At 59.8% G+C, this 14,546-nt stretch carries 17 protein-coding genes and 1 pseudogene; 7 read left to right on the plus strand and 11 right to left on the minus strand.

Annotated elements, in window-relative coordinates; translation table 11 throughout:
* Window positions 1-110: 110 nt before the first annotated feature.
* From NAT23_RS10055 to NAT23_RS10090, 8 genes are all read right to left on the minus strand, one after another.
* The gene (locus tag NAT23_RS10055) at window positions 111-1,031 is read right to left on the minus strand and encodes a peptidoglycan DD-metalloendopeptidase family protein (protein ID WP_251927937.1); all 921 of its coding nucleotides are present in this window, start codon (window positions 1,029-1,031) and stop codon (window positions 111-113) included.
* A 4-nt stretch (window positions 1,032-1,035) separates the two neighbouring features.
* The gene (locus NAT23_RS10060) at window positions 1,036-1,968 is read right to left on the minus strand and encodes a DUF368 domain-containing protein (protein ID WP_251927939.1); all 933 of its coding nucleotides are present in this window, start codon (window positions 1,966-1,968) and stop codon (window positions 1,036-1,038) included.
* A gap of 34 nt (window positions 1,969-2,002) precedes the next feature.
* Window positions 2,003-2,755, minus strand: coding sequence for a 5'/3'-nucleotidase SurE (surE, locus tag NAT23_RS10065; RefSeq protein ID WP_251927941.1), 753 nt, complete (start codon window positions 2,753-2,755; stop codon window positions 2,003-2,005).
* Window positions 2,752-3,813 (minus strand): tRNA pseudouridine(13) synthase TruD, encoded by a 1,062-nt coding sequence (truD, locus tag NAT23_RS10070; RefSeq protein ID WP_251927943.1) that lies wholly within the window; start codon window positions 3,811-3,813, stop codon window positions 2,752-2,754. Before truD ends, surE begins: the two co-directional genes overlap by 4 nt.
* On the minus strand, window positions 3,813-4,292 hold the full coding sequence (gene ispF, locus NAT23_RS10075) for a 2-C-methyl-D-erythritol 2,4-cyclodiphosphate synthase (RefSeq protein WP_251594060.1): 480 nt from the start codon (window positions 4,290-4,292) through the stop codon (window positions 3,813-3,815). Before ispF ends, truD begins: the two co-directional genes overlap by 1 nt.
* Window positions 4,289-5,008 carry a 2-C-methyl-D-erythritol 4-phosphate cytidylyltransferase gene (gene ispD, locus NAT23_RS10080; RefSeq protein ID WP_251927944.1) on the minus strand — a complete coding sequence of 240 codons (720 nt, stop codon included), beginning with the start codon at window positions 5,006-5,008 and terminating at the stop codon, window positions 4,289-4,291. The genes ispF and ispD overlap by 4 nt, the downstream gene beginning before the upstream one ends.
* The gene (ftsB, locus tag NAT23_RS10085) at window positions 5,005-5,331 is read right to left on the minus strand and encodes a cell division protein FtsB (protein WP_251594064.1); all 327 of its coding nucleotides are present in this window, start codon (window positions 5,329-5,331) and stop codon (window positions 5,005-5,007) included. Before ftsB ends, ispD begins: the two co-directional genes overlap by 4 nt.
* A 115-nt stretch (window positions 5,332-5,446) precedes the next feature.
* Entirely contained in the window at window positions 5,447-5,995 is a 549-nt protein-coding gene (locus NAT23_RS10090) for an NUDIX hydrolase (protein ID WP_251927946.1), read from the minus strand.
* A gap of 39 nt (window positions 5,996-6,034) precedes the next feature.
* On the opposite strand from NAT23_RS10090, the gene NAT23_RS10095 reads away from it, so the two are divergent.
* From NAT23_RS10095 to NAT23_RS10105, 3 genes are all read left to right on the plus strand, one after another.
* Window positions 6,035-6,676 (plus strand): NUDIX hydrolase, encoded by a 642-nt coding sequence (locus NAT23_RS10095; RefSeq protein WP_251594068.1) that lies wholly within the window; start codon window positions 6,035-6,037, stop codon window positions 6,674-6,676.
* Entirely contained in the window at window positions 6,669-7,328 is a 660-nt protein-coding gene (locus NAT23_RS10100) for a 2OG-Fe(II) oxygenase (protein ID WP_251927948.1), read from the plus strand. Before NAT23_RS10095 ends, NAT23_RS10100 begins: the two co-directional genes overlap by 8 nt.
* 62 nt (window positions 7,329-7,390) lie before the next feature.
* Entirely contained in the window at window positions 7,391-8,641 is a 1,251-nt protein-coding gene (locus NAT23_RS10105) for an AGE family epimerase/isomerase (protein WP_251927949.1), read from the plus strand.
* A 42-nt stretch (window positions 8,642-8,683) separates the two neighbouring features.
* Here NAT23_RS10105 and NAT23_RS10110 read toward each other — a convergent pair whose 3' ends face one another.
* Window positions 8,684-9,049, minus strand: coding sequence for a hypothetical protein (locus NAT23_RS10110; protein WP_251594074.1), 366 nt, complete (start codon window positions 9,047-9,049; stop codon window positions 8,684-8,686).
* Between the two features lie 158 nt (window positions 9,050-9,207).
* Between NAT23_RS10110 and NAT23_RS10115 the strand changes: the two genes are divergently transcribed.
* Both NAT23_RS10115 and NAT23_RS10120 read left to right on the plus strand, forming a co-directional pair.
* A complete protein-coding gene (locus NAT23_RS10115) occupies window positions 9,208-9,603 on the plus strand; it encodes a VOC family protein (RefSeq protein WP_251927951.1) in 396 nt (131 codons plus the stop codon).
* 23 nt (window positions 9,604-9,626) lie between these two features.
* The gene (locus NAT23_RS10120) at window positions 9,627-10,583 is read left to right on the plus strand and encodes a lysophospholipid acyltransferase family protein (protein ID WP_251927953.1); all 957 of its coding nucleotides are present in this window, start codon (window positions 9,627-9,629) and stop codon (window positions 10,581-10,583) included.
* 21 nt (window positions 10,584-10,604) lie between these two features.
* Here NAT23_RS10120 and NAT23_RS10125 read toward each other — a convergent pair whose 3' ends face one another.
* Window positions 10,605-11,465 carry a pirin family protein gene (locus NAT23_RS10125; protein ID WP_251927955.1) on the minus strand — a complete coding sequence of 287 codons (861 nt, stop codon included), beginning with the start codon at window positions 11,463-11,465 and terminating at the stop codon, window positions 10,605-10,607.
* An 88-nt stretch (window positions 11,466-11,553) separates the two neighbouring features.
* Window positions 11,554-12,039, minus strand: a complete 486-nt coding sequence (locus tag NAT23_RS10130) for a YajQ family cyclic di-GMP-binding protein (protein ID WP_251927956.1) — start codon at window positions 12,037-12,039, stop codon at window positions 11,554-11,556.
* Between the two features lie 421 nt (window positions 12,040-12,460).
* Here NAT23_RS10130 and NAT23_RS10135 point away from each other — a divergent pair, with 421 nt between their 5' ends.
* On the plus strand, window positions 12,461-13,510 hold the full coding sequence (locus tag NAT23_RS10135; protein WP_251927958.1) for an acyltransferase family protein: 1,050 nt from the start codon (window positions 12,461-12,463) through the stop codon (window positions 13,508-13,510).
* Window positions 13,511-13,687: 177 nt separating this feature from the next.
* A pseudogene (gene tenA / locus NAT23_RS10140) lies at window positions 13,688-14,343 on the plus strand (thiaminase II); the annotation flags it as partial.
* Window positions 14,344-14,546 lie beyond the last annotated feature (203 nt).

Genomic DNA, 14,546 nt, shown 5'->3' on the forward strand with positions numbered 1-14,546 from the left:
CCCTTTTCGTTCAAAGCTTCCATTGCCCAGAATCGGGTATCGACGTTGCTTTATTATTGTGTCTTCTTAATGACGGGGCGCCTGGGTAGTCGATCACGCCCCGTATCGTATCACCCTTGGTCCGGTAGATAGTTCATCGGATCCTGTGGCTGACCGTCCTTGCGAATTTCGAAATGAAGCGCAACGCGGTCGGCATCGCTGTTACCCATCGTCGCAATGGTCTGTCCGGCACTGACCACGTCGTTTTCCTTCACCTTCAAGGTATCGTTGTGGGCGTACGCGCTCAGGAAATGATCATTGTGTTTGAGGATGACAAGATTGCCGTAGCCGCGGACACCGCTGCCTGCGTAAACAACGATACCTGGGCCAGCCGCCGTCACAGGTTGCCCCTTTTGACCGGCAATATCAATGCCTGCTGTTATGTTTCTCTTGTCTTCGAACGTACCGACGATTTGCCCCTTGGAAGGCCACTGCCACTGCACGTTCTTGACCGGCGAATACTCCTGTTTGGCGGGCTTTGCCTGCTCGACAGCGCCGGCCACCTGGGTGCCGAGCTCGTTGCCGGCGCTGTCGGTGGATGCACCATCTGCATGCGGGCTGGCCGCCTCTATAGGTGTTGCACTGATGCCGTTCGAATCGGATTCATCGCCTCCAGAGAGCAGCCAGGAATCGTCCGAATCATCCGCACCGCCCCCATTGAGCGGCGTGGTCTTGGCGCCCTGCGGCGCGTTGCCGCTGTCTGAAGGCATACCGCCCCCCGCGCCGGCCTCGTTGAGTTTCAGCGTTTGACCAGGACGAAGGTTATAGGGCGGCTCGAGGCCATTGAGCATCGCAAGCGTTCGGAAATCGCTGTCATGCTGCCAGGCGATACTGTAAAGGGTATCGCCGCGGCGCACACTGTACGATGCGGGCTTGGACGCCTGCCCCTGGTCGAAGGAGCGGTCCGAAATCTGGGCGGGATTGGTGCTTGTGGCGCAGCCGGCAAGGGCGCCGAACGCCGCCAGAGCACCGATGACGATATAGGTTTTCATGACTTCACTTCTCTCCTGATGCGTCTGAGGGAGCATTGCGTTCACCAATGGCCACGACCAGCGCGACGCCGACAGCCATCAGCGCGAACGCCAGCACCCACTGAGGGTCGCTACCGGTCACCGCACCGTAATGGTTCGGCCACAAGAGCTGGTGGTCCAGCGGAATCTTGTCGCCATTGTCGGCTAGCCGATACGCACTCAATGTTTTCCAGGGCCAGAGGGTCGGCAACGACCCGAGAATGAACCCGATCAACAGTTGCAGGGTCATGGCATGGTGGTGCTTGAACAGCCACGACAGAACCCGTGAAAAGGTAAAAAGACCGACCAGACAGCCGAGCGCGAACTTGACGATCAGCATCAAATCGAAACTCTTGATGCCGCCCATGACCGTGCCATACATACCCATGGTCAACAAAAGAAAACTGCCGGATACGCCAGGCAACAGCATGGCACTGATCGCGATGGCGCCGGCGATAAACAGCATCCATCCCCCGTCATTACCTGCAGGCAGCAGTGACGGCAGGTAATAGGCAAGGGCCACCCCGGCCACCAGCGCCACTAGATGCGCGGGGTTCCAGTGCGTCAACCGCCGAGCAACGACATAGGCCGAGGCCAGCACCAGCCCGAAGAAGAACGCATTGAGCAGCAGCGGGTAGGCGTCCATCAGATAGGTCACCAGGTGTGCAACCGTCACCAGGCTCGTCAGGATGCCAAGCATCAGTGGAATCAGAAAGCCGAAGTTCAAAAACTCAAGCATGCGAAGCGTTCCGCCCTCGCGCCAGACACCAATCGCCTCCGGCCCGAACCGCCGGATCGTGTGTATAAGCTCTTCATAGATGCCGGTAATGAAGGCGATGGTGCCTCCGGAGACGCCGGGCACGGCATCGGCCGCGCCCATCCCTGCGCCTTTGAGATACAGCGTTAACGCACGATTCACCCTTCTCTCCTTGTGATGTCGGGACCGATAAAAGTCATGTCAGGCTCAAGGTCCCGAGCCAATTCTGAACGTCGCCGATGGCGCTGTGGCGGGTAAGGTCGGTCATCAAGGGCGTCACCGAGATAAAGCCCTGATCGATGGCGGCGAAGTCGGTATCATCACCGTCATCGGCGTTCTTACCGGCAAGCGCAATCCAGTAGCGCGGCCGCCCGCGCGGGTCACGTACTTCAAGTGGCTGGTCGCTCGGCCCACGATGGCCAAGGCGGGTCACACGAATGCCCTTGATCGCCGCCCACGGCAGATCCGGCACGTTGACGTTGAGCAGGCTTCTGGGCGGAAGCGTCAGATGGTCGGTTTGTTCGACCAACATCCTGGCCGCCCTGGCCGCCGAATCGAAGTGTGTCTTACCGCACAGCGAGACCGCCATGGCCGGAAGGCCGAGCGAGCGCCCCTCCATGGCCGCAGCGACCGTACCGGAATAGAGCACGTCATCGCCCAGATTGCCGCCATGGTTGATTCCCGAGACCACCATATCCGGCGTCGGTTCCCAAAGCTCTCGCACACCCAGGTACACACAGTCCGCAGGCGTCCCATCGACGTAGTAATACCCGTTGTCCAATTGTCCTACCGACAGCGGGCGCGTCAGTGTAAGCGCATTGCTTGCGCCACTCTTGTCTCGATCGGGCGCAACGACCCGCACATGAAAGGCATCCGACAGCGCATCACTTAGCGCCTTGAGTCCGGGCGCATGAACGCCATCGTCGTTGGACAGCAGCAATTGCCTCATAGGGCCTCTCCAGAAAGCGGGCGGTGGTTGGCTATCAGCGAGGGATGATCGATCAACTCTCTGAGCACCGAGGTTGCAAACGCCCCGCTTGGCAGGGCGAACGATACCCACACGCCGTCAGGGGTCAACGTGAACTCGAGCGTATCGGGCATCACACGAAGCGCCCGCCGACGCGTCTCGGCGCCAGCGCGGGCGATGCCGTCCGCTAGATCACGAAAGGCGTCGATCACGCGGGTTTCGAGTGCAAGCGCCTCTCCACGCGATTCACCCGGACGCTTGCCGGGCATCGGACCGGTTGGATGAAGATCACAGGCCTTGACGCGCTCGACCACACTGGCGTCCGGCGTCTCACAGGCAAACTGACTTTGAGTCCCCTCAAGCATCAGCACATCGCCCTCAAGCGCCTGCGCCCAGGTGCCCGACCGGACCCGCTCGGCCAACACTTCATTGAACAGAAAACTTCGAGCGGCAGAAAGCAGCATGCCCTGACGGTCGTCTCGCTTGCGCCAGCCACGCGCCATCAGATTGCGCGCTCGTATCAGGTTGCTCCATTGATGCCCGAAACGCTGCGGCCCGAAATAATTCGGCACGCCCCACGTCAGTATCTGCCGGCCCCGTGCCTCGAGCGCGGCCACATCAAGCTCACCGCGCAGATGGATCGCAAAGCGATTGGCCCGGTGCACGCCGCGTTTCAACTTGCGCGGATGACGCGATTGCCGCACCAGTTGCCCACCGGCCTGCTCGACCAGCTCACTCGGGGCCACGGGCACATCCGTGCCGGCCAGCCACAGCGAAAACCACTGCCGGGTCAACGCCGTTCGGTCCTTTTGCCCGCTCACGCCAACATCCCGCGGCTGAATGCCAACGCCATGGGCAAGGCGGCGCGCCATTTCCTGGGTAGAAAGGTCAGTCTTCTCAATAAACAGCCAGAGGTGCTCGCCCTCGCCTTCCGGCTCGAACCCGAGTTCCTCACTTACCTTGAACGCCTGCGCGCTCTGGCGGTACTCCGCAAAACCGATCGGTTCACCGTGAACGCGGGGCCAATCGAGTGACGCCATCAGGTCGACGCCAACAGCACGACGGCTTCCGCCGCAATGCCCTCCTTGCGCCCGGTAAACCCGAGCCGCTCAGTGGTGGTGGCCTTGACGTTGACCTGATCAAGACTCACGCCAAGATCAAACGCCAGCACCTCGCGCATGGCCTGGATGTGGCCGGCAAGCTTCGGCGCCTGCGCCATGACGGTGGCGTCCAGGTTGCCAAGCCGGTAGCCCTTGGCCTGCACCTGCCGGTAGACCTGCTTGAGCAGCTCCCGGCTATCAGCACCCTCATAGGCTGCGTCGGTATCCGGGAAGTGGTGGCCGATGTCGCCAAGCGCACAGGCCCCAAGCAGCGCATCGGCGATCGCGTGAAGCAGCACGTCACCGTCGGAGTGGGCCACGAACCCTTGCTCGAACGGCACCTGAACGCCGCCGATCATTAGATGATCGCCCGGGCCGAAGCGGTGAACATCGAAACCGTGCCCAATGCGTAATGTCATGTCATTCCTCGCGAATCGGTAGATGGGGTCGACTGCGCAGCCAGGATGGCCTCGGCCAGCGCCAGGTCCTCGGGGTGGGTGACCTTGATGTTGTCACGCCGGCCCGGCACCAGTTGCGGCGAGCGGCCAAGCGCCTCGACGGCGGAGGCCTCATCAGTAATGCCTTCGTTGCCGTGCTCGCTCGCCCTGTACAGGGCCTCGCTGAGTAGGCCATAGCAAAAGCCCTGCGGGGTCAGGGCGTGATAGAGCCGCTCGCGCGATTCGGTTCGAAGCACCCGTGCGCCTTCGCCTGCGCGCTTCATGGTGTCAGCGACAGGCGCTGACAGCAGTGCGCCATCGGGGGAAGCCTGCGCCGCGGCCTTGAGCGCGAGAAGGTCGGCGACGGTGACACAGGGCCTTGCGACATCATGAACCAGCACCAGATCATCCTCGTGGGCGCAGCCCTTTAGCGCGTCGAGCGCCTGTCTTACGGTGTCGGCGCGGGAGTTTCCACCGGGGGCGCGCCGCCAGCGCAGGCCGTCCAGCCAGCTCGAATCGAACCAGGGGTCCGCGGCGCTCAGACCAAGCACCAGCTCAGCGCCCTCGAACGCCATCGACAATCGCTCGAGGGTGCGCTTCATCAGCGGCTCGCCGGCAAGGGTTAAGTACTGTTTGGGGCGGTCGGCGTTCATGCGGGCGCCCACGCCTGCCGCCGGCACGATGATATAGAGCGTCATTGGTCAGGCTCCGCCGGCGCCTTGGCCGCTTCCTTGGTCGCGTCAACCGTCACACCCGGCACCCAGAAAAACTGCTCGTCACCGCGCACCATACCGAGGTCGTTGCGGGCACGCTCCTCGACCGCGCCCAGGCCATCCTTGAGATCGATCACCTCGGCAGCCAACCGATCGTTTCGCGCCTTTAAAACGTCATTGGCGCTTTCGATCGAGTCGGCCCGGGCCGTCACGCGATGCCATTCAAGCAACCCACCGTCACTGAACCACAGGTGGTACTGCAAAAGTGCCAGCAGAACCACCAGGGCGATAGAAAGCCATTTGAGCATGAACTATCCACTGTTTATTACCGAAGGCAGCGCCAGGCGCTGCCGATATGCCGCGCGATTATGCCATCATCGATGCGCGATCGCAGCGCTTGCCATCACATGGCCAAATGAACCGCTAAAACATGCCCTTGCGATCACGCTTGTCCATGGTGCTGGTATGAAGCGGGAACTTACCGGTGGGGCGGTCCTCGAAGAAGTGCTCAAGGGTGCGCACGATGGTGGGAAAGGCCAAGTGATCCCAGGGAATGTCCTGCTCATCAAAGAGCGCCACCTCGAGACTTTCAGGGCCGGCCGCAAAATCGGGGCCGGCCTCGGCCCGAAAGATCATATAGACCTGATTGATGTGTGGCAGGTCGATCAATGTATAGAGATGACCAACCTTGACGTCGGCCTGCGCCTCTTCCCAGGTTTCGCGCCAGGCGGCCTGCTCGGTGGTTTCGCCGTTTTCCATGTAGCCTGCCGGCAGGGTCCAGTAACCATGGCGCGGCTCGATGGCCCGGCGACACAACAGCACCTTGCCCTCATACACGGGAATCGTGCCGGCAACGATACGTGGATTCTGGTAGTGCACCGTGCCACAGTGGTGGCATAGATAACGCGGGCGATCATCACCGCTCGGGACTTCAAACGAGACAGATGCGCCACAGTGGCTGCAGTAGTTCATCAGGCGCTCCAGAGCGGCAGACGGATTAAGTAGACAGGCATGTTAAAGACCTTACAGCAGCGACTGCAAGCACACACCCCCCTCGAGATCAATGAGCCGCGCCCGCGTGCAGCGGTGCTCATTCCAATCTGCGATGAGGCGCCGCCTCGCCTTTTGTTGACGCTTCGAAACGCTCGGCTATCGAGCCATCCCGGCCAGGTAGCGTTCCCCGGCGGAAAGCTTGACCCGGGCGAGACCCTGCTCGAATGCGCGCTTCGGGAAACCGAGGAGGAAGTCGGCCTTCACCGGGAACACATTGAGGTGCTTGGGCGTCTGAGCGACTGCATTTCCGTCAACGGACTGATCGTAACGCCGTTTGTTGCCCGCATTCCCGCGCGCCCGACCTTGACCCTCAATCCGGCCGAGATCGAACGTGCCCTTTACTTGCCGATCAACCGACTGATCGACGATGATCGCGCCTATACCGACGCCATCGCGCTCGATGATTCACGCACCCTGTTCGTGCCCAGCTACGCCGTTGACGGCGCACACCTTTGGGGGCTCTCGGCCATGATGGTGGTCGAACTGCTCACGATCGGGTTCGACGCCGCCCTGAGCCTCGACACTCCGCCCAAGCGGGGTGAGCTGCGTACGCGCAGTGCCCGCAGGCCACCCCCTTACTCCGAGACGCCCGATGACTGACGCCTTTGCACCCGATGCCACCTACCACCCATGGGACTCCCTGATCGATTCACTGGTCGACACCGGCTATGGCGTTATCCACAACGCCCTACCGCCGCCTGAAATCGACGCGCTGCTCGAGGAGTTCGAGCACCTGCGCCATCACGACCAGCTTCAACGCGCCGGCATTGGCCGCGGCAAAGAGCACCAGCTTCGTGACGATATTCGTGGCGACAGCATCTATTGGTTGAACCATAACGGGCCGGCCCAGGTGCGCTACCTCGAACGGATGGCCGCGTTCAAGGACGCCCTGAACTACGCCCTCTTTCTCGGCCTGTTCGAGTTCGAGGCGCATTTTGCCCGCTACCCGGCCGGAAGTTTTTACAAAACACACGTCGATAGCCTGCAAGGCCGCGCCAATCGGATGGTATCGACCGTTTTATATCTGAATCAGGACTGGCCAGCCGATGCCGGCGGTGAAATGGTCATCTACGACCCCAACGCGCCTGAACGCGAACTCGAGCGCGTGATTCCCACGGCCAATACGTTGGTGTGTTTCCTTTCGGAAACCATCCCTCATGAAGTGCGCCCGACGACGCGCCCGCGCGCAAGCATTGCAGGCTGGTACCGGCGAAATGCCTCCCTGAACGGGGTCGTGGATCCAGCACGCTGACCCGATGTCCTTTTAAGCGGTCTCACACACTTCCTGTTGTTCTGTTGCCAAGGAGTTATTGCATGCCCCACGCCCCTTTGACGTACTGGATCGATCAACCGGCGCACCGCCGATGGCTGTCACGCCACGGGCAACATCTGCTCGACTTCGGCAAGGCGGCCCGGCTTCCCGACGGCGGATTCGGCTGGCTCGATGAGGCGGGCCGTCTCGACAATGCCTGCCGACCACAAACGCTGGTCACGGCGCGCATGACTCACACCTACGCGCTCGCCGCCCTTCAGGGGCTGCCCGGTGCGACCATGCTGGTTGATCATGGGCTTCGTGCGCTCGAGACGATGTTCTTCGACCATGAAGCCGGGGGCTGGTTTTCAGAGGCGCAGGAGGCCGGCGCCAGCAGCAACAAGGAAGCCTACCTTCATGCGTTCGTGGCTCTGGCCGCGGCATCGGCAACACTTGCCGGGCGCGCAGGCGCGCGCGAACTTTTAGAGTGTGCATGCCACGCCATCGAGACCCACTTCTGGAGCGATGAGGAAGGGGCGATGCGCGAAAACTCGGACCAATTCTGGCAGGAAAGCGAAGCCTACCGAGGCGCCAACAGCAACATGCACTCGGTCGAGGCCTTTCTCGCCATTGCCGACGCACTCGATGAGCCGCTATGGCGGCAACGGGCGCTGTCGATCGCCCACCGGCTCATCCATGAACACGCCGCCAGCGCTGGCTATCACGTGATCGAACACTTCACCGACGACTGGCAACCGCACAAGGAATACAACAAGGACACCCCCGCCGATGCGTTTCGGCCCTACGGCGTTACCCCGGGCCACGGCCTTGAATGGTCGCGCCTTTTGTTGAACCTCGAGGCGGCCCTGCTTGCCAATGGTGAGCATGCACCGGCCTGGCTTGCCGAAGACGCCGTGGCCCTTTTTGACGCCGCAACGACGGGGTGGGCCGCCGACGGCCAGCCCGGGTTTGTCTATACGCTCGATTTCAAGGCCAGGCCCGTGGTTTGCGCCCGAATGCACTGGGTGCCGGCCGAGGGCGTGCTTGCCGCCGCCGCGCTTCTGGCCCGCACCGGCGATGCCCGTTTCGAGCAGTGGTATCGCACCTGGTGGGATTACATCGACCTTTACCTGATCGATCAGGAGAAAGGCAGCTGGCACCACGAGCTTGACGCGCAGAATAGGCCCGCCAGCGGCACGTGGTCAGGAAAGCCCGATATCTATCACGCCTACCAGACCACGTTATTTCCCAGGTTGCCGCTGGCGCCTACGGCCGCCCGATGGCTTGGCCATCACCCGCAAAGCCACCTGTGAGCCCACTCACGCCATGGCGCAAACGCGGCACTTGAGGCCGCACTAGTCGCGGCGGCGGCGCTTGAGCCAGTAAAGCGCCCCGCCGCCCAGCACGACCATGATCCACTGAACGAACGGCGTGATTAAAAACGTAAAGCCACCATCGTTACGCGGATTCAGGAAAAGCACATCGGCGTACGCGTACAGCCCGGTCACGCCCACCAGAGCAATCAACGCCAGAAGCGCCCTGGGCGCCACGTCGGTCAACACGTAGCGCTTGAGCGTCCAGAGCAATAGGTAAGGCGATACCCCCCACACCATGAAAATGATCGCCCCCGCGCCAATCGATTGACCGCCGCCGGCCAGAAGCGCCATCCAAAGTGTCGCGATGGCCAGGATCAAAAGAAACGCCTTGTGTGCACCTGCCATTGATCATCCCCGCCCTGTTCATAGATGTTATTCGAATGCATCCTACGCGCCCGCGAACGCGACACAAGACGACAGGGGCGCAAAAGCGCGTTATTTTCAGTAAAGTAGGTAGATACAGAGGCGCTTGACCGCCCGAAATCACAACGACGAGGCCTTGAATGCTGACACGACTGGACCATCTGGTATTGAACGTACGTGACATCGAACGCACCGTTGATTTCTACACGCGGGTGCTCGGCTTCGAGGTGCGCTACGGCGATAACGGTCGAACGGCATTGGTCACCGGTGACCTGCAGATCAAACTCCACGGCCCCGACTTCGAGGCAACGCCGAAGGCGAAGTCACCTGCCCCCGGCAGCATGGACCTGTGCTTTATCACCACGCTCGACGACGATGAACTCACCCGGCACTTCGACACCCTCGACGTCGCGCTCGAAGAAGGTCCGGTGCATCGCCACGGCGCAGCCGGTGCGCTGGTGTCCTATTACCTTCGTGACCCCGACGGCAACCTGATCGAGCTTGCACGGCCCAGACGCACCGCCGATTCCGTTTAACCGCTACTGCCAGTGCCTTTACGATGACCGACTCGCACACCGTCTCCTTGAAAGCGCGCCTACAGGCGCGCCTGATTCATGGGCTCTGGAACGCGCTTGCCCGTTGGCGCCCACACACCCTGTGGCGACTAAGCCGATGCCTGGAGCCCCTCTACCGAACGCTGGCCCCCCGTGAGCGGCGCGTCACCCGAGTCAACTTGAAAGCCGCCTACCCGGACATGGACAAGGCCACGCACCGCCGCTTGACGCGAGACAGCCTGACCCATTCGATCGCGACCATCATGGAGCTCGGGTTTGCCTGGATCGGCGAGGCAGGCAAGGTGGAAACGGCCATTCACGCGGTGCATGGCCGCGAGCTGCTGGATGACGCCCGGGCAAGCGGCCGTGGCGTTATCGTACTCGCCCCTCATTTTGGCAACTGGGAGGTGTTGAACTTCTGGCTCTCGAGCCACTTCCCCTTCACCGCCATGTACGAGCCGCCCAAAATTGCACCGCTGGACCCCGTGATTCGAACCGGCCGCGAGCGCAAGGGCGCAGCGCTGGTGCCCACCAACTCACGCGGTGTCGCCGCGCTTTTAAAGGCGCTGAAGCGCTGCGAGGCGGTCGGCATTCTGCCCGATCAGGTGCCAAGCTGGGGCAGCGGCGTCTTTGCCGATTTCTTCGGCCGGCCCGCCTACACTGCCACCTTGTTGCCCAAATTGGTTGCCCGCACCGATGCGCGGGTGGTGGTTGGTGTCGCCTGCCGAAAAACCGACACAACCGGCGGTTTCGAGATTCATTTCCTCCGTGCCGACGAGCGCGTCTACGACCCCGATGAAACGGTGTCGGCCGCGGGCGTCAACGCCTGTGTCGAGGCCGCGATCGCGCTCGACCCCGCCCAATATCAATGGGAGTACAAACGCTTTCGCCGAACGCCCGGCCAACAGGAAAATGCCCCCGGCTGGCAAAAACAGCGACTTTACGGCGACAAGCACCGCTGACACTCAAGCGTGAGCGGCGCTTCAAAGCCCCTCGAAACGCCCGGCCTGATAGTCGGCGATGGCGCGTCGAATTTCATCGGCGCTGGTCATGACAAAGGGCCCGTGCATGACCACGGGTTCCTCGATCGGCTCGGCGTGCCCGATGATCACCCGAGCGTCCGATACGGCATCGATCACAACGCCGTCGCCCTCACGGTCAAATTCGACGAGATGACGCGCCTCAAGCACATCGTCACCGCAGGCCAGTTCACCGTCCACGATATAGAAAAAGAGCTGGCGCCCTCTTGGTACAGGCACGTGCAGGTGGGCACCGCGTGACAGCGCAAGAATGCCGAGCATCACGTCGGTGAGGGATTGGATCGGGCCCTGATGCGCTTCATGCGCGCCCGAAATCAACGTCATCGTACTGCCCTCGCCCAGATCGAGCGTAGGCAAATCCTGAGCCTCAAGTTCCTTATAGGCCGGCGGCGTCATCTTGAGACGACTGGGCAGATTGATCCAGAGCTGGAGAATCTCGAGCGCGCCCCCGCGTCGCTTGAAGTCCTCCGGTGAACGTTCGGAGTGCACGATCCCCCGGCCCGCCGTCATCCACTGCACGCCGCCTGCGTGAATCACGCTTTGATGATCAGAACTGTCGGCGTGCTCAAGCACTCCATCAAGCACGAACGTCACCGTCTCGAACCCGCGATGCGGGTGCGGTCCGAACGGCAGGCCGTCATTGTGGGCGGGATAGGTCTGCGGCCCGTGATGGTTGAGAAAGAGAAACGGATCGAGCTGATCGACGCCGGGCCCGGGCAGGGGGCGGCGCGTCATCAGATCGCCGATGTCGTCACGGTAGGCGGGGTGACAGGCGATCATCCGCCGAGACACGAATTCAGACATGAGCTGGTTCTCGCATAAAACGCAGTTCGGCCGCACGATGGGCAGTGCGGCCAGGTATCAATAGCGACCTTTTGAGCCGCGCCCGCGGTTAGTCTCGGAAGTTGGTGTATTGCAACGGCAGATCCGGCCCGTCTTCCCCTTTCAACAGCGCAATCGCCTCCTGAAGGTCATCGCGTTTCTTGCCGGATACCCGCACCTTGTCACCCTGAATCGCTGGCTGAACCTTGAGCTTGGCGCCCTTAAGCAGCTTGACGATGCGCTTGGCATCCTCCTGTTCAAGGCCTTGCTTGAGATCGACCGCCTGGCGCGCCTTAACGCCTGAGAGCTCGGGCTCCTGGATGTCCATGCATCGGGCATCGATACCGCGAGCAATCAGTTTCGCCCGAAGCACGTCAATCATCTGCTGCAGTTGAAAATCGACCTCGGCCTCGATCTGAACGCGCTCGCCTTCAAGCGTGTACTGCGCTTTCACACCCCGGAAATCGAACCGACTTTGAATCTCTCGGTTGGCCTGATCAACGGCGTTGGTCGCTTCGTGGCTGTCAAATTCAGAGACGATATCGAAAGATGGCATAGTAGGTACCTGGATTGTTTAAGGATGGGCAGAGAATAGCATTTTCCGAATTTATCGGCGCCATACGCCGGGCTCGAGGTCTATATAACCTCATGATCAAAATGGTTATTGTCAAAACCATTAAAAATTTGCGCCGTACTATTAATCAAACGGCAACCCTCGCGTGGTATTCCCGATAACCAGCACATTTAGAATCGACACGCAGTTTACCTTGAACTCGAAAACAGTCGCTTACTTAAGCCACTACTCAAACTATGCCAATATGAACAAACCGCGTGGACCTGCTTGCCGTAGCGTATACAACCGCTCAAAATTGCAGCATTTATAGACACGCCCCGCATCGATAAGGAAATTATTCCTTAATAATCATCAACATCCCCACCCCAAACGAATTTAAAAAACAGGAAGTACGAGAATCATCATGAGCCAAACTCTAAATCAGCGGACCAAACGCTACCACTGGATGGATGCCCTAAGAGGTTTGGCCGTCTTTTTTGTCATCTTTGCGCACGGCATTGTAACGATCGACGCAAAATTCGAGGGATTATGGCCTTTCCTTCAGTTCCTGGGTGACTCATTCAAACCGTTTAGAATGCCGATACTGATGCTTCTTTCAGGGCTATTGGTGGTTGGCTCTATTGCAAAGGGCGGTAAACGTTATTTCACGGGGAAGGCCCATCATATTCTTTACCCCTATATCGTTTGGACCGTGGTGATGTTCGCCCTTTCCATTGCACGTGAAATACTTCTTGGAAAGGAGAGCTGGGATTTTTTTGACACGCTCCTCCTCAACCCGGCAGCGCACCTTTGGTTCATCTACAACATCATGGTCTACTACGCGATCGCCTTTTTGACCGTGAGATACCGGCCATGGCTTGGTATTGCCTTCGCGCTGGTTTTTTATGCCATCACGCTCTTATTCACTGAAAATTATCTGCTTCAACGCCTTGGCTTCTATTGCGTTTTCTTCATGACCGGTGCCTTGGCCGGTGCGCAATTACCCAAAGCGGTCGCGTTTCTCGAGCAGGTCAATAAGTGGGTTGCAACTGCACTGTTTATCGCGGGTTACGCGTATTGCGCCTTTTATATCGAAGAATCCAAGGAACTCGAGCAATTCGGAATTGGCTTCATGATTGCGTTTTTCGCGATCATTCCCGGATTCTCCAAATTGATGATGGCGGTATCGAAAACACGCATTTCGCCGGCGCTTGAATGGGTAGGAAGAGACTCGCTGCCTATTTACGTGCTCCATTTCCCGCTGATGTACGCCTTGCCCGTCCTACTGTCTCGCGTATATCACGGTGACCCCAACCTGCTGTTCTTCGTGTATATCGTTTCGATTCTGGCTGTTTGCATGCTGGTGGCCTACCTGGCTCGCAAAACGCTTTTCTTCTCGCTCTTTTTCAACAGCAAAGGCTGGAGCAAAGTGTTCAATCGCCGAAAAACCAAGACCTCAGAAGCAATGAGTTGACGCTTCTCCGCTTGAAGACACGCTTAGCGTTTTAAAAAGAAAGTCCACCGCCTTGGTGTTATGCAATAACGCCAAGGCGGGTCAATCTTCACCTTGTTTAACCTTGCATTCACCCTTCTCCGCGCCACTTTCTCGATCTTCTCGCCTGCCCTTCGGTTCGCTACCACCGGAGGCTTTATGGGCTACTGCTTTACCGACCTGATCAACGCTTGTCAGAACGACTGGCGCGCTTACATTGAGCACGATTTCGTGCGGCAACTCGGCGCCGCCACGCTCTCCGAGGAATTCTTTCGTCACTACTTGAAGCAGGACTATCTGTTTCTGGTCCACTTCGCACGCGCCTGGGGGCTGGCGGTCTATAAAAGCCGCGACATGCAGGAGCTTCGCCATTCGCTGGACAATTTAAATACCATCGTGGACACCGAAATGGGGCTGCACGTCACCTATTGCCGGGAATGGGGCATCGATGAGGCCACCCTTCACGATCTGGAAGAGGCGTCCGAGACGCAGGCCTATATACCCGCTTCGTGCTGGACTGTGGCCACCGGGGCGACCTGCTGGATCTGCATGTGGCACTGGTGCCGTGCCTGATCGGCTACGCCGAGGTCGCCGACTGGCTCGGCGCGCGTCCGCAGGCCGTCACCGCTGACAACCCCTATCAGGCGTGGATCGACATGTATCGAGGCGGAGAATACCAGCAGGCCGCCCGGCAGGAGCGTCTATGGCTGGATGCACGGCTGGCCGAGGTGTCGCCTGGGCGTTTTGATCAATTGACCACCATCTTTCGTGATGCCACACGTTTGGAAAAAGCTTTCTGGCAGATGGGGCTTGATGCGGCACGTCGAGCGGCTTACCCCATTGCAGGAGCGAGAATGAGGCCGTTACTGGAGTACTTGGCGATAGGAAGGCATCACGCAAGTCTCACTCGATGATATCGAGATGCCAGTGCGCAATGCTGGGTCGAGTCGTCAAGGCTTTGGATTGTGTCTTTTCCAGTTTCAGAATGATCGGAGACATATAGTGAGGTTTTGGGCGT

The sequence above is a fragment of the Larsenimonas salina genome (genome assembly GCF_023736155.1).
Taxonomy (GTDB): domain Bacteria; phylum Pseudomonadota; class Gammaproteobacteria; order Pseudomonadales; family Halomonadaceae; genus Larsenimonas; species Larsenimonas salina.

Coding starts and splice junctions, on each gene's coding strand:
- NAT23_RS10125 (WP_251927955.1), bottom strand. CDS start 11,465: ATGTCTGAATTCGTGTCTCGGCGGATGATCGCCTGTCACCCCGCCTAC.
- NAT23_RS10110 (WP_251594074.1), bottom strand. CDS start 9,049: ATGGCAGGTGCACACAAGGCGTTTCTTTTGATCCTGGCCATCGCGACA.
- NAT23_RS10115 (WP_251927951.1), top strand. CDS start 9,208: ATGCTGACACGACTGGACCATCTGGTATTGAACGTACGTGACATCGAA.
- NAT23_RS10090 (WP_251927946.1), bottom strand. CDS start 5,995: ATGAACTACTGCAGCCACTGTGGCGCATCTGTCTCGTTTGAAGTCCCG.
- surE (WP_251927941.1), bottom strand. CDS start 2,755: ATGAGGCAATTGCTGCTGTCCAACGACGATGGCGTTCATGCGCCCGGA.
- ispF (WP_251594060.1), bottom strand. CDS start 4,292: ATGACATTACGCATTGGGCACGGTTTCGATGTTCACCGCTTCGGCCCG.
- NAT23_RS10100 (WP_251927948.1), top strand. CDS start 6,669: ATGACTGACGCCTTTGCACCCGATGCCACCTACCACCCATGGGACTCC.
- NAT23_RS10135 (WP_251927958.1), top strand. CDS start 12,461: ATGAGCCAAACTCTAAATCAGCGGACCAAACGCTACCACTGGATGGAT.
- NAT23_RS10130 (WP_251927956.1), bottom strand. CDS start 12,039: ATGCCATCTTTCGATATCGTCTCTGAATTTGACAGCCACGAAGCGACC.
- ftsB (WP_251594064.1), bottom strand. CDS start 5,331: ATGCTCAAATGGCTTTCTATCGCCCTGGTGGTTCTGCTGGCACTTTTG.
- NAT23_RS10120 (WP_251927953.1), top strand. CDS start 9,627: ATGACCGACTCGCACACCGTCTCCTTGAAAGCGCGCCTACAGGCGCGC.
- NAT23_RS10055 (WP_251927937.1), bottom strand. CDS start 1,031: ATGAAAACCTATATCGTCATCGGTGCTCTGGCGGCGTTCGGCGCCCTT.
- NAT23_RS10095 (WP_251594068.1), top strand. CDS start 6,035: ATGTTAAAGACCTTACAGCAGCGACTGCAAGCACACACCCCCCTCGAG.
- ispD (WP_251927944.1), bottom strand. CDS start 5,008: ATGACGCTCTATATCATCGTGCCGGCGGCAGGCGTGGGCGCCCGCATG.
- truD (WP_251927943.1), bottom strand. CDS start 3,813: ATGGCGTCACTCGATTGGCCCCGCGTTCACGGTGAACCGATCGGTTTT.
- NAT23_RS10105 (WP_251927949.1), top strand. CDS start 7,391: ATGCCCCACGCCCCTTTGACGTACTGGATCGATCAACCGGCGCACCGC.